The organism is Nonomuraea sp. GTA35 (assembly GCF_041950525.1).
Lineage (GTDB): Bacteria > Actinomycetota > Actinomycetes > Streptosporangiales > Streptosporangiaceae > Nonomuraea.
The window spans coordinates 440,435-458,934 of sequence record NZ_JBGNUV010000008.1 but is presented as its reverse complement, the minus strand read 5'-3'; the positions used below and the strand labels follow the sequence as shown (position 1 = coordinate 458,934).

General features: G+C 73.7%; 19 protein-coding genes. 13 read left to right on the top strand and 6 right to left on the bottom strand.

The window, feature by feature from the left end; genetic code table 11:
• The first annotated feature begins 14 nt into the window (after positions 1–14).
• On the top strand, positions 15–650 hold the full coding sequence (locus tag ACBJ32_RS33905) for a TetR family transcriptional regulator (protein WP_375130224.1): 636 nt from the start codon (positions 15–17) through the stop codon (positions 648–650).
• A gap of 193 nt (positions 651–843) precedes the next feature.
• Positions 844–1,782 (top strand): cyclase family protein, encoded by a 939-nt coding sequence (locus ACBJ32_RS33900; RefSeq protein WP_375130223.1) that lies wholly within the window; start codon positions 844–846, stop codon positions 1,780–1,782.
• 88 nt (positions 1,783–1,870) lie between these two features.
• Here ACBJ32_RS33900 and ACBJ32_RS33895 read toward each other — a convergent pair whose 3' ends face one another.
• On the bottom strand, positions 1,871–2,851 hold the full coding sequence (locus ACBJ32_RS33895) for a hypothetical protein (protein WP_375130222.1): 981 nt from the start codon (positions 2,849–2,851) through the stop codon (positions 1,871–1,873).
• On the opposite strand from ACBJ32_RS33895, the gene ACBJ32_RS33890 reads away from it, so the two are divergent.
• Both ACBJ32_RS33890 and ACBJ32_RS33885 read left to right on the top strand, forming a co-directional pair.
• Entirely contained in the window at positions 2,843–3,409 is a 567-nt protein-coding gene (locus ACBJ32_RS33890) for a LuxR C-terminal-related transcriptional regulator (RefSeq protein ID WP_375130221.1), read from the top strand. The genes ACBJ32_RS33895 and ACBJ32_RS33890 overlap by 9 nt on opposite strands.
• Before the next feature lie 162 nt (positions 3,410–3,571).
• A complete protein-coding gene (locus tag ACBJ32_RS33885) occupies positions 3,572–4,210 on the top strand; it encodes an NAD(P)-dependent oxidoreductase (protein ID WP_375130220.1) in 639 nt (212 codons plus the stop codon).
• A 36-nt stretch (positions 4,211–4,246) separates the two neighbouring features.
• Here the strand turns inward: ACBJ32_RS33885 and ACBJ32_RS33880 are convergent, their stop codons facing one another.
• A complete protein-coding gene (locus ACBJ32_RS33880; RefSeq protein WP_375130219.1) occupies positions 4,247–5,188 on the bottom strand; it encodes a LysR family transcriptional regulator in 942 nt (313 codons plus the stop codon).
• A gap of 127 nt (positions 5,189–5,315) precedes the next feature.
• On the opposite strand from ACBJ32_RS33880, the gene ACBJ32_RS33875 reads away from it, so the two are divergent.
• Positions 5,316–6,200, top strand: coding sequence for a zinc-binding dehydrogenase (locus ACBJ32_RS33875; RefSeq protein ID WP_375130218.1), 885 nt, complete (start codon positions 5,316–5,318; stop codon positions 6,198–6,200).
• Positions 6,197–7,306 (top strand): alpha/beta fold hydrolase, encoded by a 1,110-nt coding sequence (locus ACBJ32_RS33870; RefSeq protein WP_375130217.1) that lies wholly within the window; start codon positions 6,197–6,199, stop codon positions 7,304–7,306. The genes ACBJ32_RS33875 and ACBJ32_RS33870 overlap by 4 nt, the downstream gene beginning before the upstream one ends.
• Here the strand turns inward: ACBJ32_RS33870 and ACBJ32_RS33865 are convergent.
• Both ACBJ32_RS33865 and ACBJ32_RS33860 read right to left on the bottom strand, forming a co-directional pair.
• The gene (locus ACBJ32_RS33865; protein ID WP_375130216.1) at positions 7,236–8,342 is read right to left on the bottom strand and encodes an SWIM zinc finger family protein; all 1,107 of its coding nucleotides are present in this window, start codon (positions 8,340–8,342) and stop codon (positions 7,236–7,238) included. The genes ACBJ32_RS33870 and ACBJ32_RS33865 overlap by 71 nt on opposite strands.
• Entirely contained in the window at positions 8,339–11,083 is a 2,745-nt protein-coding gene (locus ACBJ32_RS33860; RefSeq protein WP_375130215.1) for a DEAD/DEAH box helicase, read from the bottom strand. Before ACBJ32_RS33860 ends, ACBJ32_RS33865 begins: the two co-directional genes overlap by 4 nt.
• 102 nt (positions 11,084–11,185) lie before the next feature.
• On the opposite strand from ACBJ32_RS33860, the gene ACBJ32_RS33855 reads away from it, so the two are divergent.
• Genes ACBJ32_RS33855 through ACBJ32_RS33845 form a run of 3 tightly spaced genes read left to right on the top strand, consistent with a single transcriptional unit; the run spans position 11,186 to position 13,525 of the window.
• A complete protein-coding gene (locus ACBJ32_RS33855) occupies positions 11,186–11,803 on the top strand; it encodes a DedA family protein (RefSeq protein ID WP_357889752.1) in 618 nt (205 codons plus the stop codon).
• Positions 11,787–12,890 carry a sensor histidine kinase gene (locus ACBJ32_RS33850; protein ID WP_375130214.1) on the top strand — a complete coding sequence of 368 codons (1,104 nt, stop codon included), beginning with the start codon at positions 11,787–11,789 and terminating at the stop codon, positions 12,888–12,890. Before ACBJ32_RS33855 ends, ACBJ32_RS33850 begins: the two co-directional genes overlap by 17 nt.
• Entirely contained in the window at positions 12,881–13,525 is a 645-nt protein-coding gene (locus ACBJ32_RS33845; RefSeq protein WP_357889758.1) for a response regulator transcription factor, read from the top strand. The genes ACBJ32_RS33850 and ACBJ32_RS33845 overlap by 10 nt, the downstream gene beginning before the upstream one ends.
• Positions 13,526–13,533: 8 nt before the next feature.
• Here ACBJ32_RS33845 and ACBJ32_RS33840 read toward each other — a convergent pair whose 3' ends face one another.
• Complete coding sequence (locus ACBJ32_RS33840) at positions 13,534–14,517, bottom strand: S66 peptidase family protein (RefSeq protein ID WP_375130213.1); 984 nt, start codon at positions 14,515–14,517, stop codon at positions 13,534–13,536.
• Between the two features lie 131 nt (positions 14,518–14,648).
• Here ACBJ32_RS33840 and ACBJ32_RS33835 point away from each other — a divergent pair, with 131 nt between their 5' ends.
• The 4 genes from ACBJ32_RS33835 (at position 14,649) to ACBJ32_RS33820 (ending at position 17,647) form a co-directional block, all read left to right on the top strand.
• Positions 14,649–15,194 (top strand): dihydrofolate reductase family protein, encoded by a 546-nt coding sequence (locus ACBJ32_RS33835; protein WP_375130212.1) that lies wholly within the window; start codon positions 14,649–14,651, stop codon positions 15,192–15,194.
• A 2-nt stretch (positions 15,195–15,196) separates the two neighbouring features.
• Complete coding sequence (locus ACBJ32_RS33830) at positions 15,197–15,598, top strand: hypothetical protein (RefSeq protein WP_375130211.1); 402 nt, start codon at positions 15,197–15,199, stop codon at positions 15,596–15,598.
• A 95-nt stretch (positions 15,599–15,693) separates the two neighbouring features.
• Positions 15,694–16,512, top strand: a complete 819-nt coding sequence (locus tag ACBJ32_RS33825; protein ID WP_375130210.1) for a class I SAM-dependent methyltransferase — start codon at positions 15,694–15,696, stop codon at positions 16,510–16,512.
• A 151-nt stretch (positions 16,513–16,663) separates the two neighbouring features.
• Positions 16,664–17,647, top strand: a complete 984-nt coding sequence (locus tag ACBJ32_RS33820; protein WP_375130209.1) for a BtrH N-terminal domain-containing protein — start codon at positions 16,664–16,666, stop codon at positions 17,645–17,647.
• Between the two features lie 77 nt (positions 17,648–17,724).
• Here ACBJ32_RS33820 and ACBJ32_RS33815 read toward each other — a convergent pair whose 3' ends face one another.
• Entirely contained in the window at positions 17,725–18,117 is a 393-nt protein-coding gene (locus tag ACBJ32_RS33815) for a hypothetical protein (protein WP_375130208.1), read from the bottom strand.
• Positions 18,118–18,500 lie beyond the last annotated feature (383 nt).

Genomic DNA, 18,500 nt, shown 5'->3' with positions numbered 1-18,500 from the left:
GTTTAATTGGTGGCATGACGTACGACGCGGAGGCCACCCGGCAGCGGATCTTCCAGGCCGCCACGGCCGAGTTCGCCGAGCACGGGCTGGCCGGCGCCAGGATCGACCGCATCGCCGCCGCCGCCCGCGCCAACAAGCAGGCCATCTACCTGTACTTCGGCGGCAAGGAGAAGCTGTTCGGCGCGGTCGTGCGAGCCAAGATGGACGAGATCTGCCACACGCTGAGCCTCGACCCGCGCACCCTGCCCGAGGCGGTGGGGCAGCTCTACGACTGGTACCAGGAGCATCCCGAGCTGATCCGCCTGCTGCTGTGGGAGGCCCTGGAGTCCGGCCGCCAGGTCGAGGGCGAGGAGGAGCGCAGGGAGTCCTACCGCGGCCACGTGGACGGCCTGCTGACCGCCGGCCTGCCGGACAGGGCGAGGGCGCAGGACTGGCTGTTCACCATCCTGGGCCTGGTGGCGTGGAACTTCGCGGTGCCGCAGGTGCGCCGCCTCATCCTGGACGAGCCCGACACCGAGCGCGCCGTCGCCCGCCGCCGCGAGGTCGTGGTGGAGCTGGCCGGCGTGCTGGCCGAGCGGATGACCGCGGCCACGTCCCGGGGGCCGGAGAGATGGGGAACGGGCGCCAACGGGGTTCGCGCAGGTCAGTAACCCCCTGCCGCTCCGGCTGATCCGCTGGAGGTGCCGAACCAAATCCCGCACGTCGTCGCCGCGCAGCGCTGACCTTGTATCATGCCGGCTCAGCGGCCTTGGCATGTCAAAGGAGAGGGCGGGACACCTCGCCTTCGGTGCCCCGAGCCGCGTGACCGGAGGAGCCGATGCTGGGATGACGGCAGAGCGACCGATGCCCACACAGGACGACGTGCTCGGGTACTTCAACACGCTGTCGAACTGGGGACGGTGGGGCGACGACGACGAGCTCGGCACTCTGAACCACATCAACGACGACGTCCGGCTGGCGGCGGCGCGGGCCGTGCGCCACGGCAGGAGCGTGTCGTGCGCATGGGAGGTCGCCGTACCGCAAGACATGGAGCGGTCGACGACGACGTGCCCGTGCGCCGCCGACATGCCGGGCGCCGAGAACATGCCGGTGGCCGCATTCCACGCCGACCGGCGCTGGGGCTTCTCGTCCGAACGGCTCGGCATCACGTTCCACGGCAACACCCTCACCCACATCGACTCGCCGTGCCACATCTTCTGGGACGGCACGATGTACAACGGGCGGTCGCACTCGCTGGTCGACCCCGCGACGGGATCGGCGTGGGCGGCCGTCACGGCGGCGGCGAACGGGATCGTCACGCGTGGTGTCCTGCTGGACATCGCGAGGGTCCGCGAGGTGCCGTGGTTGGAACCGGGGCAGGGCGTGTTTCCCGAGGATCTTGAGGAGGCCGAGCGTCGCCAGGGTGTGCGGGTACGATCCGGCGATGCGGTACTCCTGCGGACCGGCCATGGCCGCGTCCGGCACGAGACCGGTGAGGCCGGCGGTCTCACGCAGGCCGGCTGGCACGCGTCCTGCCTGCCGTGGCTGCACGAGCGGGAGGTCGCGCTGATCGGCGCCGACACCCCCCAGGACGTCCAGCCGTCGGGGTACGAAAGCGTGTTGATGCCGGTGCACGCCGTGAGCCTCGTCGCCATGGGGTTGTGGATGCTCGACAACTGCGACCTGGAGGCGTGCGCGACGACGGCTGCCGAGCTCGGCCAGTGGGACTTCCAGCTCGCGGTCGCGCCGGTCCGCTTCGCCGGCACGTCCGGCAGCCCGGTCAACCCGATCGCCACGTTCTGACCGCGGTTCACGAGGGGGTGCGACGCCATGAAGAGCCCGGCCCGCACCCGGAACGCGGTTCACCTCCTGACCCCTGGACGACAGCGATTCACGCGACGGCACCTCCGGCACTCCTCGATGGCTCAGCGGTTCTGCGGCGCGCCCAGTAGGCGAGCACCGCGGCCCCCAGCAACGGACCCCGCACCGGGCACGGGAACATCAGGACGAACAGGACGCCGTCCACCCACGAGCCCATCTGGACGCCCCCGGCCAGCACGCCGGGGGCCGAGACGCACAGCGCCACCGCGCCGAACGCGCCCGGCCCGACGGCCAGCATCACCGGGACCGGCCGCCCGTCCAGCCGGGGCACCCATCGCGGCACGACCTCACCCCAGCGGCTGATCAGGCCGAGGGCCAGCACGACGGCCAGGACCGCGCTCAGGCCGATCAGGAACCCCTGCATCCGAGTGGCCGCGTCGCCGCCCTCCACGGCGATCAGCGTGATGTGGCCGGTCCGCGGGTCGAAGCCGCCGAGCGGCCACGGCGTCACCCACGTCACCCACGTCAGCGCGTACGGCACGGGACAGAGGGCGGCCGCGATCGTGACGGCCCTCGCCCGCCGCGGGACCGTCACCTTGCGCCCACGCGCGAACGATCCGTACGCGAGCCACGCCCACCCGACCGCGGCGATCGCCATCGCCCACGACCGAGCGATCCGCCCGCCGTACACGCCGAACCCTGAGGCCACGTTGACCAGGTAGCGGGAGACCGCGTCGGTCATGGTCAGCGACGCGATCAGCCCGGCCGGGAGCAGCACCGCCAGCACGTACGCGACGGGCTGCCGCCGTACGCACCCCACCGCCACCGACCCGGCGACCCCCAGCAGGACGGCAGGAACGAGCGCGTACCCGATGGACGACAGCACGGACGCGTCCGACATCACCAGCAGGAAGAAGGCGCTCTCGGCCACGGCGGCCACGCCGGCGGCTCTCGGCCGGGACCGGACGCCGAGCGCCGCCAGCACCCCCAGCACGCCGGAGGCCACCATCAGGCCCCGGCGCGTCGAAGCGAGGCTGCCGCTGTGATCCACGTCGTCCTGGCCGACGACGGCAGGGAAGCCGTCGAGGCCGGCGCGGGCGCCGACGTCGTGCTGATGGACATCCGCATGCCCCGCATGGACGGCCTTGCCGCAACCGTCGAACTGACCCGCGGCTCCCCGTCCACCCGCGTCATCGTCGTCACCACCTTCGAGAACGACCAGCTGGTGTGGGCCGCGCTGCGCGCCGGAGCCGCCGGGTACGTGCTCAAACGCGCCCCGGCCGGCGAGCTGGTGGAAGCCGTCCGGCTGGTGCACTCCCGCCGCGCGGTGCTCTTCCCCGACGCGCTGCGCCGCATCGCCTCCCCGCAACACGGCAGCGCCCGGCCGCGCCGGCCGGTCACGCTCACGCCCCGCGAACTCGAGGTGCTGCGGCACATCACGCTCGGACAGGCCAACCCGGAGATCGCCGCGGCCCTGCACGTGTCCCGGGAGACGATCAAGACGCACGTGACCAACGTCCTGGACAAACTCGGCGCCCGCGACCGCACCCACGCCGCCGTCCTGGCCTACGAACTCGGCCTGATCCTCCACGGCATCGAACCCGGCTGAACCCGGCCGCACTGGCAAGGGGCCATTGACCTGGGAGAATCCCGTGAGCGCCGGACTCCCTTCCACATCTCTCCTGCCCCCCGAGGCCCGGCACCCCGACCGGCGCCTTCTCCGGCTATCGTGGTGAGTAAATACTTACACACCACCGAGGAGCGAACCCACGTGAAGATCACCGTCTTCGGAGCCACCGGCGGCACCGGTCTGGAGCTCCTGCGTCAGGGCCTGGAGCGGGCCCACGACATCACCGCCGTCGTCCGCGACGCGAGCCGCCTCCCGGCCGACCTGCGCCACCGCCTCGACGTCGTCGAGGCCGACATCATGAACCCCGCCGCCATCGCCCCCGCCGTCAAGGGCCGCGACGCCGTGCTGAGCGCGATGGGCTCGCGCGAGCGCGGCCCGACCACCGTCCAGACCGGCAGCATCACCTCCATCGTCGCCGCCATGGGCCGGGAAGGCGCCCGCCGCCTGCTCATGGTCAGCGCCGCCGGTCTGGAGGCCGACGCCGGCGACGGCCTCTTCACCCGGTACGTGCTCAAGCCCCTCGTCATCCAGCGCTTGTTCCGCCACTCCTACGCCGACCTGGCCAGGGCGGAACGCCTGCTGCGGGCCGCCGACCTGGACTGGACGATCGTCCGCCCCGCCCGCCTGACCGACGACGGCCGCACGAACGCCTACCGCACGGCCTGGGACCTCAGCATCCGCGGCGGACTCAAGACCACCCGCGCGGACGTGGCTGACTGCATGCTGCAGCTGATCGGCGACCGCGCCTCGATCGGTCACGTCATCTCGGTGGCCTCCTGACGGGCCTGCGCGAGGGCCGATACCTGTGCGGGGCCCTCAGGCCGGCGTCGAGGCGCGGGCGTCGTGGCGCTCGGGCAGCCAGTCGCGCAGGGGATCGTACTCCAGCCACCGGCTGCGCTCCGCCTCCGCCACGAAGGCGCTCACCAGGGCCTCCAGCAGGGGATGGCCGCCCTGGCCGCGCCACAGCAGCGACCAGGCGTACAGGGGTGTGGGGTCAACCAGCGGGATCGAGCGGATGGCGGGGCCGGGCGGGAGGGGCACGTCGGCGGGCAGCAGGCTGAAGCGGCGGGTGTCGGCCGCGAGGTCGGCCAGGAAGTGCTCCAGTCCCAGGTTCGTGCCCTCGGCGCGGTCGCGGACGCCGAAGGAGTCGGCGAAGCGGCGCAGGAAGTCCAGGCGGTGCAGCGCTCCCGGGGCCCACAGCACGCCGTCGCGCAGCTGTGCCGGCCGGATCGCCGGCGCGTCCGCCAGCGGGTGGTCGGCGCCGAGGATCGCGTCCACCGGCTCCAGCCGTACCAGGCGATGGGTCAGGCCGGCCGGCAGCGGCGCGTGGACGCGGCCGAAGGCGGCGTCGATGTCGCCGTGCAGCAGCGCGGCGATCACCGAGGGCAGGTCGCGGCCGTGGCCCAGCTCCAGCCGGGGCGCGTCGGCCGCGACCCGGGCCAGCGTGCGCATGGGTGCGTACAGGTGGCCCCACATGTCGACGCGCAGGGGGCGGTGCGCGTCCAGGACCGCCGCCACGGCCAGGTCGGCGGCGGCCAGCGCCTGGCGGGCGGGCTCCAGGAAACGCCGCCCGGCCTCGGTGAGGCGCACGCCCTGGCCACCACGGTCGAGCAGGCGCCTGCCGAGCGTGGACTCCAGGCGGGCGATGCGCTTGGACAGCGCCTGCTGGGAGATCGACAGCTCCTCGGCCGCGTGCCCGAAGTGCAGCTCCTCGGCCGCCAGCACGAACGCGCGCACCTGCGCCAGGTCCAGATCCACGCCTGTCACCATAGGCGACAACCAACGGTTGTCGGCCTGCCGCGTCTGTTGTTGGAGCCTCCGAGCAGGATGCCGGTTTCATTGCCGCATGCGTAGATTGATCCCTACGGGGGATGGTTCGCGGCCAGTGGAGTTCGCCCAGGCCGCTCAGCCCGTGCCCGCTCCGGACGAGGTGCTGGTCAAGGTCGAGGCGTTCGCGCCGAATCGCGGGGAGACGTTCCTGCTGGAAGCGCCGGAGCCCGGGCTGCTGCCCGGCAAGGACGTCGCCGGCCTGGTCGTGCAGGCGGCGGCCGACGGCTCCGGGCCGCCGGTCGGCACGCGGGTGGTGGGCCATCCGCCGAGGGGCGGCTGGGCCGAGTACGCGAGCGTGGCCACCGGCTCGATCGCCGTCCTGCCCGACGAGCTGACCACCGTCCAGGCGGCCGCCCTGCCGCTGGCCGGGATCACCGCGCTCCGGCTGCTGCGCGCGGCGGGCACCGTGACGGGCAGGCGCGTGTTGCTGACCGGCGCCTCGGGCGGGGTCGGGCACTACGTGACCGAGCTCGCCGCGGCGGCCGGGGCGGAGGTGACCGCGGTGACCGCCACCGCCGAGCGCGGCGCGCGGCTGCGCGAGCTGGGCGCCGCGGCGGTCGTGCACGGCGTGGACGAGGCGGAGGGGCCGTTCGAGGTGGTCCTGGAGTCCACCGGCGGCAGTGCCCTGGGGGCCGCGCTGGCCAGGCTGGTGCCGGGCGGCACGCTGGTGTGGTTCGGGCAGGCCGGCCGTACCCCGGCGACGGTGGACTTCTTCGACCTGCTCGCGGGGCCGGAGAACGCCGTGATCCGGCACTTCCACTACGCGGGCGCCCCCTACGGCCGCGACCTGGTCACCCTGGTGCGCCTGGCGGCCGGCGGGCGGCTGCATCCGGAGATCGGCCGCACCGCAGACTGGAGCCGGGCCGCCGAGGTGCTGGTCGATCTGCGGGAACGCCGGATCCGCGGCAAGGCCGTCCTGACGATCGGAGCGGCACGATGAGCAAGACGACGAGCGACACGACAGGCGCCTCCGGGTTCGCTGCTGAGTTCGCCGCCGCCACGTTCTCCCGCGCGACCGGAGCCGGGCTGGACCCGCACGAGTACCTGCGCGTCACCGGGGAGCTGGCAGGCCTGGAGCAGTGGGGCGAGGCGTTCATGCGCACCGCGCGCGAGCACCTGGCCCGCGCCGGACGGGCGGACACGCCGATCTCCGCGGCCGGGCACCTCCAGGTGGCGGCGCGCTGGTTCCACGTCGCCACGCTGGGCCCGAACCCGGACAGCGCGCCGGCGGCCGGCGAGGCCGACGCCGCCATGGGCCGCGCCCTGCACCTGCTGGAGCCGCAGGCGCGGCGGATCGAAGGGCCGGGCTTCGCCGGCTGGCTGCGCGGCCCCGCCGACGCCGCGGCGGTGGCCGTGGTGGTGCCGGGGCTGGACTCCGGCAAGGAGGAGTTCCACGACCTCGCCGAAGCTCTGCTGCGCCGGGGCGCGACCGTGTTCGCCATGGACGGGCCCGGGCAGGGCGTGCTCGCCGCCACCAGCACCGTCCGCGCCGACTACCACCGCGTGATCGGCGCGGTCGCCGACGCCCTCGGCGCGCGGCGGGTGGGGCTCGTCGGGCTGAGCCTCGGCGGCTACTACGCCGCCGAGAGCGCCGCCAGGGAACCCCGCGTCACGGCCGCCGTCACCGTCAGCGGCCCGTTCCGGCTGGACTGGGACGCCCTGCCCGCTCCCGTGCGGGACCTGCTCAGCCGGCGCGCCGGCGGCGAGGAGGCGGCCCGCCGCTTCGCCGGTGAGGTGGACCTGTCCGCCCTCGCCCCGCGGATCACCTGCCCCCTGCTGGTGATCGACGGCGGCCAGGACGTCATTCCCGGCGTGACCGGCGGCGAGCCGCTGGCCCGCCTGGCGCCTCAGGGGCGGTACCTGCGCGTTCCGCACGGCGACCACCTGCTCGGCAACGCCCGCCCTGACTGGCTGGCGGGCGCCGCCGACTGGCTGTCCAGTGCGCTTGCGGGGGATGCCGGGAGCGTTGAGCCGATCAGCCGAGCAGGGCGGACGGGTCGCGTTCCGGCGGGCCGGCGGGCCACCACTCGTCCTCCCGCCGGGTGAAGGGGTACCAGCGCCCGTCGCGGCCGTAGCGCAGCTGCACCGGGCCGACGGTCCAGCGGTTGCGCCACGCCTCCACCTGGGGCGGGTGCTCGCCCTCCCAGCCGGACTCCAGCAGCGCCTGGGCCCTGGCCAGCTCCCGCCGGGGCGGCGTCCACGTGCTGTCCAGGACGTCCAGCCCGTCGGCGCCGCCGTACCGCCACGCCTGGACGGCCGCGCCGAGCCCGAGGTCGAGGTCGTGCTCGGCGGCCAGCCGGACGCGGTCCTGGTACTCGCTCAGCTCCGGCAGCCGGCCGCGCCTCAGCAGCTCGCGGGCCCGCCCGGCGGCCGAGGCGGCCAGCACCCGCAGCGCGTCCACGTCCACGCCGGGGGCCGGCTCCAGGGCGGGCGGGGTGTAGGCCACGTCGTACGGCGGCGGCTCCGGCAACGGCGGCACCCCCGCCGCGTACGCCAGCGCCGCTGGCACGCCGGACGGCTCCTGGACGGGCGCCTCGCGCTCCTGCAACGCCTCGATGACGTCGCGCTCGCCGCGCCCGCGCATCAGCAGCAGCATGAACGGGTCGGCGTCCAGCAGCCAGGACACCTGGTAGCACAGGGCGGCGGCGTGCTTGCAGGGGTGCCCCCAGTCGGGGCACGAACATTCGGGTTCCAGATCGCCGACGGCCGGCAGCAGCGGCACGGCGGCGTCCTCGGCGGCCTCCACCAGGTCGTGCGGCATGTCGCGGTCGAGCAGCGCCGCGATGTGCCCCGCCTTGGCGGCGACCTGGTCGAGGAAGCGCTCCCAGGCGGCGTCGGTGAGCTGCTCGACGCGGACGACGACGTCGTACTCGCTCTCGGCGACGGCGGCGATCCTGCCGGGGCTGACGGTGATGGGGCCGAGCCGGCCGTGCTTGGCGTACGCGCGGCCCTTGCGCAGCAGGCCGTGGTCCAGGGAGGTGTCCTCCATGGCCTGGATCCAGGCGCGTCCCCACCAGGAGGTGGCGAAGCGGGCGCCGGCGCGCTGCGGGGGGAAGGCGGCGAATCCGCGGGCGGCGGTCATCTCAGCTCCACGAGGGCGGCGAGTTCGGCGTCGGTCAGCTCGGTGAAGGCGGCCTCGCCGGAGGCCAGGACGGCGTCGGCGAGCGAGCGCTTGGCGGTGAGCATCTGGGCGATGCGGTCCTCGATCGTGCCTTCGGCGATGAGGCGGTGCACCTGGACGGGCCTGGTCTGGCCGATGCGGTAGGCGCGGTCGGTGGCCTGGTCCTCGACGGCGGGGTTCCACCAGCGGTCGTAGTGGATGACGTGGTCGGCGCGGGTGAGGTTCAGGCCGGTGCCGGCGGCCTTGAGCGAGAGCAGGAACACCGGGGCGCTGCCGTCCTGGAAGCGCTGCACCATCTCCTCGCGGCGGGCGACGGGGGTGCCGCCGTGCAGGAGCTGGGTGGGCACGCCTCGGCCGGACAGGTGGCGTTCCAGCAGGCGGGCCATGGCGACGTACTGGGTGAAGACCAGCACGGCGCCGTCCTCGGCGACGATGGTGTCGACGAGCTCGTCGAGCAGCTCCAGCTTGCCGGAGCGGCCGGGCAGGCGCGGGCTTGCCTCGTGCAGGTACTGCGCGGGGTGGTTGCAGATCTGCTTGAGCCCGGTGAGCAGCTTGACGATGAGGCCGCGCCTGGCCATGCCCTGGGCGTCGGCGATCTGGGCCATGATCTCGCGCACGACGGCCTCGTACAGGCCGGCCTGCTCGACGGTGAGCGCCACGGGGCGGTCGGTCTCGGTCTTGGGCGGCAGCTCGGGCGCGATGCCGGGGTCGCTCTTGCGGCGGCGCAGCAGGAACGCCCCGACGAGCCTGGACAGCCGCTCGGCCGCCTCGGTGTCGCCGGACTCGACGGGCCTGGCCCAGCGTGCCCTGAACCTGCCGAGCGGTCCGAGCAGCCCGGGCGTGGTCCAGTCGAGGATGGCCCACAGCTCCGACAGGTTGTTCTCGACGGGGGTGCCGGTGAGCGCGACGCGGGCGGCGGCGGGGATCTCGCGCAGGGCCTTGGCGGTGCCCGAGGCGGGGTTCTTGACGTGCTGGGCCTCGTCGGCGACGACCAGGCCCCAGCGGTGGGCGGCGAGCCGGGCCGCGTCCAGGCGCATGGTGGCGTACGTGGTCAGCACGAACCCCTCGTCGGCGAGGGAGCGGTTGCTGCCGTGGAAGCGGCGTACGGGCACGCCCGGCGCGAACCTGGTGATCTCGCGCTCCCAGTTGCCCAGCAGCGAGGCGGGGCAGACCACGAGCGTGGGGCCGGCGCCCTCGGCGGTGCGGTGCAGGTGCAGCGCGATGAGCGTGATCGTCTTGCCCAGGCCCATGTCGTCGGCCAGGCAGGCGCCGAGGCCGAGCGAGGTCATCCTGGCCAGCCAGCGCAGCCCGGCGAGCTGGTAGTCGCGCAGGGTGGCGGCCAGGCCGTGCGGCGGGTCGACGGCGGCGGGCTCGGCCAGCCGCTCGCGCAGCTCGTTCAGCCAGGCGGTGGGCTCGACGGGCACCTGCTCGCCGTCGACCTCGACGGTTCCCGTCAGCGCGGCGCCGAGCGCCTCGATGCCGGTCAGCGGCTTGAGGTCGCGCTGGCGGGCCTTGCGGGCCAGGTCGGGGTCGATGAGCACCCACTGGTCGCGCAGCCGTACGACGGGGCGGTGGGCCTCGGCGAGCCGGTCCATCTCGGCGGCGGTCAGGCGCTCGCCGCCGAGGGCCAGCTGCCAGTCGAAGCTGGTCAGGTGCTGCCCGCCGAGGAAGGAGGGCAGGTCGGAGGGGGCGGCGTCGCGGTCGCCGAGGGCGGCGCGGGCGCTGAGGCCGCGCACGAGCGACTTGGGCCAGTGCACGTCCACGCCGGCGGCTGCCAGCCGGTCGGCGGCTCCGGCCAGGAGGTCCTCGACGTCGCCGTCGGAGAGCGTGAGCTCGTCGGGGACGGCGCTGTCCAGCAGGCGTTCCAGGCGGGGCCAGGCGCGGGCGGCGCGGCGCACGGCGAGCGTGGCCTCGATCCTGGCGCGGGCGCCGAAGCCGGGGTCGCGGCCCTGCCACAGGTCGGCGGCGTCCACGACGAGCGAGGGGTCGGCCAGGCTGTGGAGCTGGACGACGGCGCGGAACTCGGCGGTGGCCGGGTCGTCGGCCTCGATGCGCAGCGACAGCCGCACGCCGGCGTCCAGGCCGGCCGAGATCTCCTCGGACCAGCGGCGCAGGTGGGGGACCTTGACGGGCCTGGCGGCGGCGAAGGGGGTGGTGCCGGTGGCGCGTACGGCGCCGGGCGAGCGCGGCATGGCGTCGGCGACCGCGTCGAGGAAGGCCCGCACGAGAGGTTCGGCGTCCGGCAGCAGCGGGCCCTGCGGGTGCGGCGGGGCGTCGAGGGGGATTGCGAGGGGGATGGCGCGGGCGGCGGCGGGCATCGCGGCGGCCAGCTCGCGCACGCGCCGCAGGTCCTCGGCGTCCAGGGGCCCGGCCCGCCAGGAGTCGTGCTCGCCGGACGTCACGCCGGGCAGGACGCGGCCCCGGGTGACGAGCTGCAGCGCGACGAGCGCGGCGGCGCCCCAGAAGCGGGCGGCCGGGTGGGCGTGCGGGTCCATGCGGGCCCGGGCCAGCGCCGCCACCGCCTCCCCGACGGGCACCAGGGTGGCAGCGGCGGACCTGGTCGTGACCTGGCCGTCGTGCTCGTCCGCCACGGTGACCAGGCCGTCGCCGCCGGGGTCGAGGAAGGCGACCTGGCCGGACCTGGGCGGGTCGCCGGGTTGGAAGACTGCCGAGTGCCGGACCAGATCCGTGGAAGAGCTCACGGCCGTACAGTGTACGGTACGTGGAGGGTGCGGTTTACCGCAGTCAGGATCGGGCAGGCTCCCCATTCCGCGTTTTTCCAGATCTTCCATAGCCTTGATCTCATGACTGACTGGCTGATCGGACTGATGGAGAGCCTTGGTGCCGTGGGGGCGGGGCTGGCCATCGCACTGGAGAACTTGTTCCCGCCCCTACCCAGCGAGGTGATCCTGCCGCTGGCCGGTTTCACCGCGAGCAAGGGGAACATGGACCTGATCGATGTCCTGGTGTGCACGACGCTGGGCTCGGTGGTCGGCGCGCTGGCGCTGTACGCGGTGGGGGCCCTGCTGGGCCGCGAGCGGACGCTGGCCATCGCGGCCAAGCTCCCCCTGGTCAAGATCGCCGACATCGAGAAGACCGAGGCGTTCTTCCAGCGCCACGGCCGCAAGGCCGTGTTCTTCGGCCGGATGATCCCCATCTTCCGGAGCCTCATCTCCGTCCCCGCCGGCGTGGAGCGGATGCCGCTGCCGACGTTCACGCTGCTCACCACGGCCGGCAGCCTCATCTGGAACTCCGTCTTCGTGCTGGCCGGCTATCGCCTGGGCGAGAGCTGGCACCTGGTGGAGACCTACGCCGGCATCGGCAGCAAGGTCGTGCTCGGCCTGGTCGGCCTCGCGGTCGTCATCTTCGTCGTGGTGCGGCTGACCGAGCGCGCCAAGGGCAGGCATGCGAGCGGCCGCTGAGGGTTTGCGCCTGGGCGGCGCGGTGGTCCTGGGCGCCGTCACGGCGCTCGCCGAGCTGGTGTTCCTGCTGCTCACGCTGCCGTTCCTGGGCAATCCCAACGTGCGGGCCGCCGCCCGGCGGCTGGCCCGGCTGGAGGCCCGCCGCCTGCGCCTGGACCTGAGCGAGCTGGACGCGCTGGCGGACGGGCGGGGCGGGCGGGCGAGCAGGTACCTGGCCACGCGGGTGCCGGTCGGCATTCTGGGCGGCCTGGTGATCCTGCTGCTGGGGTTCGGGTTGTCGATCACGGTGCAGCTCGCGGCCGCGTGGGGGCGGGGCGAGCCGTTCGACAAGATGGTGCCCTCGGTGCCGCTGGTGACCTACCTCGGCGTCACCGGGTTCGTGGCGCTGTTCCTGGTGCTGTCGGGCCTGGTCGGCGTGCACGCGCTGGAGCGCATGCTGGCCAGGCGGATGCTCGGCCCCGACCCCACGCAGGCGCTGCAGCGCCGGATCGCCGAGCTGGCCGAGAGCCGGGCCGGCATCGTGGCGGCGGTCGACTCCGAGCGGCGCAGGATCGAGCGTGACCTGCACGACGGGCTGCAGCAGCGGCTGGTCGCGCTGTCGATGCTGATCGGCCGGTCCCTGCGCGGCCGGACCGAGCTGATGCAGCAGGCGCACCAGGAGGCTCAGCAGGCGCTCGCGGAGCTGCGCGAGGTGGCCTGGCGGGTCTACCCGAGCGGGCTGGACTCGCTCGGGCTGGGCGAGGCGCTGGCGGGGGTGGCGGAACGCTCCAGCGTCCCGGTCAAGGTAGATTGCCGGCTGCGGGAGCGGCCGCCGATGGCGGTGGAGACGGCGGCGTACTTCGTGGTCTGCGAGGCGGTGACGAACGCGGCCAAGCACGCCGGCGCCACGCTCATCACGGTCGAGGTGCAGGAGGAGGAGTCGGCGGTGGTCGTACGGGTGCGCGACGACGGCTCGGGCGGCGCGCAGGCGTCTGGAGGCGGCCTTTCGGGGCTGGCCAGGCGGGTGGCGGCGCTCGACGGCAGGTTCGAGGTGACCAGCCCGGCGGGCGGGCCCACGACGATCACGGCGGTGCTGCCGTGCGGGTGATCCTCGCCGAGGACTCCACGCTGCTGCGCGAGGGCCTGGTGCGCCTGCTCCTGGAGGAGGGTCACGAGGTGCCCGCGGCCGTCAGCGACGGCCAGGCGCTCGTGGCCGCCGTGGACGAGCACCGCCCCGACATCGTCGTGGTGGACGTCCGCATGCCGCCCACCCACACCGACGAGGGGCTGCGGGCTGCGCTGGAGATCCGGCGCCGCTGGCCGGACATCAAGGTGCTGGTCCTGTCGCAGTACGTGGAGAAGCGCTACGCCACCGAGCTGATGAGCTCCGACGTCGAAGGCGTCGGTTACCTGCTGAAGGACCGCGTCGGGCAGGTCGGCGACTTCCTCGACGCGCTGGAGCGGGTCGCCGCGGGCGGCGCGGCGTTCGACCCCGAGGTGGTGCGGCAGCTCCTGGCCCGCACCACGCAGGTGGACCCGCTGGCCCGGCTGACGGCGCGCGAGCGCGAGGTGCTGGAGCGGATGGCGCAGGGGCTGACCAACGCCTCGATCGCCCAGGAGCTGCACGTGTCGCAGAGCGCCGTGGAGAAGCACGTCAACTCCCTGTTCGACAAGCTGAACCTGTCGCACACCACCGGCTACAGCCGCCGCGTGCTGGCGGTGCTGCACTTCCTGGAGTCCTGACCCGGGCGTCAGTGGCGGCGCAGGGTGAGGCTCGCCTCGCCGCCACCGACCGCGAGCCCGGCCAGGCCGCCGATCGGGACGGTCGCCAGGGGGTAGGTGTGGCCGACGTCGAGGTTGGCCAGCACCGGCACCCCCTCCAGCGGCGGCTGGGTGGCGATGATCTGCTCCAGCAGCGGGCGCGTCATGCGGGTCGCCTTCTGGAAGCGCCCGACGACCAGCCCGCGCACCCCGGCGGCGTCGGGCTGTTGCAGCAGCGACGTCAGGTTGCGGGCGAAGATCGCCGGGTGCGACTCGAAGTCGTCCTCCAGCAGGAGGATCGCGCCGTCGAGTGACGGCATGTAGGGGGTGCCCTGGAGCAGGCTCAGGGTGGAGAGGTTGCCGCCGACGAGGCGCCCCTCGGCGGCGCCGGGCCGCAGCCGCCACCAGCCCTCGTTGGGGATGAGCTCGCGCTTGTCCTGGTCGAGGAACCACAGGTCGTCGCTCCAGGCGTCGGCGGGCGCGAGGGTGACCGGAGCCGAGCCGAACATGACGTCGGTGAACCAGCGCAGCGTCTGCTCGAAGTGATCGCGCATCCCGAACGTCGACCAGTGCGGCCCCGAGTAGGTCACCAGCCCGGTGCGGGCGAGGATCGCGTTCTGCAGGGCGCTGATGTCGGAGTAGCCGCACAGGATCTTGGGGTTGGCGCGGATCAGCTCCCAGTCCAGGTACGGCAGGAGCTCGTTGCTGTTGTAACCCCCGATGACCGTGAGGATCGCCGCGACCGACGGGTCGGCGAAGGCGTCGTGCAGGTCGGCGACCCGGGAGGCGATGGAGGAGGAGTCGAGGGCGTCGCGCTCGTCGACGTGGCGGCCGTAGGTGAGCGTGAGGCCGAGCTCGGCGAAGCGGGCTTCGATGAGGCCGGTGTGGTCGTGCTCGGTCACCATCGCGCGCGATCGCGCCGGGGCCACGACGCGGACCACATCGCCCCTGGTCAGCTTGCGGGGAAAGGTCATGCCCCCGGACCCTATCGAGCCTTCGGCCCGCTTCTCACCCGCATTTCGCCACCGACCAACTCGCTTGCCTTGACAATTCTTTTTGTCGGTGGAACGCTGGAGCCACCTCGGAGAACAAGGAGCCGAAACTCATGAGAAAGATCGTCGCGGGGCTGTTCATCTCGCTCGACGGCGTCGTCGAGGCGCCCGAGACCTGGCACTTCCCGTACCTCAACGACGAGATGGGCCAGGCGGTCGCCGCCCAGATGCAGGCCGCGGACGCCCTGCTGCTCGGCCGGCACACCTACGACGCCTTCGCCGCCCACTGGCCGCACCAGGACGCCACCAAGGACCCCATGGCCGCCACCCTGAACGCGGCACCCAAGTACGTCGTCTCCACCACCCTGACCACCCCCACCTGGGCGAACACCACCGTCATCGCCGGCGAGCCGCGCAAGGAGCTGATCCGGCTCAAGCAGGCCCCCGGCAAGGACATCGGCATGAGCGGCAGCCCTACCCTGGTGACGTGGCTGCTGCGCGAGGGCCTGCTCGACGAGCTCAACCTGCTGGTGCACCCCATCGTGCTCGGCCGCGGCCGCCGCCTGTTCGACGACGGCATCGGGCAGATCCCCCTGACGCTCACCAGATCCGCCACCTTCAGCACCGGCGTGCTGAACCTGACCTACACGAGGGCCTGACCATGCCTGCCAAGACCGTCGCCGAGAAACTGCTCGTCAAGCCGGGCACCGCCGTGTGGACCTCCGAGGACGCCCACCGCCCGCTGGTGGAGCCGCTGCCCGACGGCGCCCGCCACGCCGGGCACCTGAAGGAGGCGGACGTGGCGGTCTTCTTCGCCGCCGACGCGGCCGCCGCCCGCCGGCTGCTCGACGAGCACCGCGCCCTGCTCACCGAGCCCGCCGTCGTCTGGGTGGCCTACCCCAAGGGCAACAAGTCGGACATCAACCGCGACACGCTCTGGCCGATCGTCGGCGAGTACGGCCTGCGCCCCAACGGCCAGGTGGCGGTGGACGAGACCTGGTCGGCACTGCGCTTCCGGCCGCTGAAGGAGGGCGAGCCCCCGTTCACCGGCGGGCGCGGCTGAGCCGCACCCGGACAGTCTTGCCCCTCCCGCCCAGACCTGCGACACTCCGGCCAGATCCGGCCGTCACCGCCGGAGCACGCCAGCGAGGAGGGCCGATGAACGCGGCCACTGGGCACACCCACGACCCGGCCACCCCGTACGCCTTCGACAACGACGCGCCCCACGCCGACGAGCTGCTCGGCTCGCTGGGCGAGATGTGCGACGAGTTCACCACGGCCAGGCTCGAACGCCTCGGCGTCGCCGAGGGCGCCCGCTGCCTGGAGGTGGGCGCGGGCGCGGGCACGATCGCCGCCTGGCTCGCCGACCGCGTCGGCCCGCAGGGCGAGGTGATCGCCACCGACGTCAAACCCCAGCACGTACGCCCCCACCCCCGGCTCACGGTCATGCGCCACAACGTGGCCGTCGATGCGATGCCGGCGGGCAGCTTCGACCTCATCCACGCGCGAGCCGTGCTGCAGCACCTGCCGCAGCGCCGCGAGGTGCTGGCCCGGCTGGCGGGCTCACTCGCCCCCGGCGGGGTGCTGCTGGTGGAGGAGCTGGAGGCGCGCTGGGCCGCGGCCGTGCTCGACACCCCCGACCCGCGCGCCCACGAGGTGTTCGCCGCCTACGAGCGCGGCATCCGCGCCGTCCTGCGGGCCAACGGCAACGACCCCTTCTGGGGCCGCCAGGTGCACGCCGCGATGGCCGGGGCCGGGCTGACGCGCGTCGAGACCGAGGCCTGGCAGCGCTCCTGGCGCGGCGGCACCGGCGTCGGCCTGCTGGCGCACTTCGGCAGCAGGGAGCTGGCACCCCAGCTCGTCCAGGCCGGCATGGCCGCCGAGGACCTGCGGCTCATCGCCGAGCTCTCCCTCGATCCGCGCCTGGTGATGCTCGGCATCCCGCTGCTGTCCACCTCCGGCGTGCGCGCGGAGTGAGCGGCTGCCGCGCACCCCCTCTCCCGGCTCGAGCGCGCCCAGGCGAGGAAGGCCGGACCCGGACGTGAGAACGTTCCCCTGGACTCTCCCCCCGGGGGAGGCCTCATGCTGGGCCATCATGAAAGTGCCAGGGACAGGGGAGAGCGGACGCATGACCATCGTGCAGGGCATCGAGGCCCGCGGCATGCAGCACTGCGAGACGACGGCGCTGGGCGTGTTGTTGCGGCACGAGGGCCTCGACCTGTCCGAGCCCCTGCTGTTCGGGCTCGGCTCGGGCCTGTCGTTCGTCTACTGGGACAGCAAGGGCATGCCGTTCCCCTTCCTGGGCGGCCGCGTCAAGCCTTTCGAGCTCACCAGGAACCTGGCCGCCAGGCTGGGGCTGACGCTGGCGGTCGCCGAGACCACCTCACCGCGCAAGGCGTGGCAGAACGTGGCCACCCCCCTCGACGCGGGCCGGCCGGTCGGCCTGCAGCTCGACTCCTACCACCTGGACTATTTCCGGTCCAGGGTGCACTTCGGCGGTCACGTCGTGGCCATGTACGGCTACGACGAGCACCACGCCTACCTGGTGGACACCGACCAGCAGGGAGGCACGGTGCGCACCAGCCGGGACGGCCTGGCCAGGGCGCGGGCCGAGCGCGGCCCGATGACCGCCAGGAACCGATCCTTCACCCTCACCCTGCCGGCGCGCGTGCCCGCCTGGCAGGACCAGCTCATCCCCGCCGTCAGGGACTGCGCCGAGGCCTTCCTGTCCGCCCCCATCGCGAACCTGGGCCACCGCGGCATCGCCAAGGCCGGCAAGCAGGTGCCCGGCTGGCTGCGGCGAGCCGGCGAGCCGGGGCGGGACCTGCCGCAGGCCGCCCTCCTGATGGAACGGGGCGGCACCGGCGGCGCCCTGTTCCGGGCCCTGTACCGCGACTTCCTCGACGAGTGCGCCCGGCTGATCGACGACGACGGCCTGCGCACAGGTCACCGGCTGTACGCCGAGGCCGCCGTCCTGTGGACGGAGGTGTCCACCCTGATCGCCAAGGCCGGCGAGAGCGGCGACGCGGACTGCCTGGAACAGGCCGGCGCCGTCCTCCACGAGCTGTCGCGCATCGAGCACGACGCCATGCAGGTGCTGCGCACGCTGTAACCCGGACGACGGCCGACGCCCAGCCGGCCGGGCATCGACGCGGGGACGACCGGGACCCGGCCGGGGCCGCTTCACCCTCACAGCGCGGTGCCGGTCTCCTCGGCCAGCCCCTGCAGGAGGCGGTCCTGGAAGGCCTCGTCGTGGACGGCGCGGTGCGGCTGCAGCCGCCGGCGGTGGTACCAGTACCCGCCGCTGGTCAGAGCCTCGGGATCGTCGCTGGAGGCGAGCCACTCCTGCGTCCGGTGGCCGAGCTCGAGATCGTCAGGCGCGTCGGGTCCGCCCATCCTGGTCGGCACCCAGCCCGGATCGACGGCGTTGCTCAGCAGCCCGGGCCGCAGCCGCGCCACCTCGGCCGCGAGTGTGGTGACGAACAGCTTGCTGTCGGCGTACGAGCCGGCGCTGCGGCCCCGCCAGTCGACCCCGGCGAGCGAGGGACGGCCCTCGAAATGCGAGCTGCTGCTCAGGTACACCAGCCGGCGTGGCCCCCGCGGACAACAACGCATCCGCCGCGGCACGCCCCAGGCCGTCCGCGGAACCCGTCACCAGAATCCGGCTCACCTTCACACCGTCCTGTCCCTCGCTCGCGGGCCATGGCCGTAATACCCGCTGCTCCACCCCTGCTCTGACCGCCGCCGAAGACGACCCCCGTACCCCACTCCCGTACCCGACCGGCGAAGCCGGGCGTGTCGCGGCCGACGGGGGCAGCACGCTGCCGGAACCACCCCCGGCACAGGCAGCCTGTGCCCAGGGTCGTGCCCCCTCCTGCCGCCACCACGCGCCATCGACACCCTTCCGGTGCCTGGAGCGGGCGAGCCCGTCAGGCACGCCGGGTTCGTTCAGCCCGATCATGAGC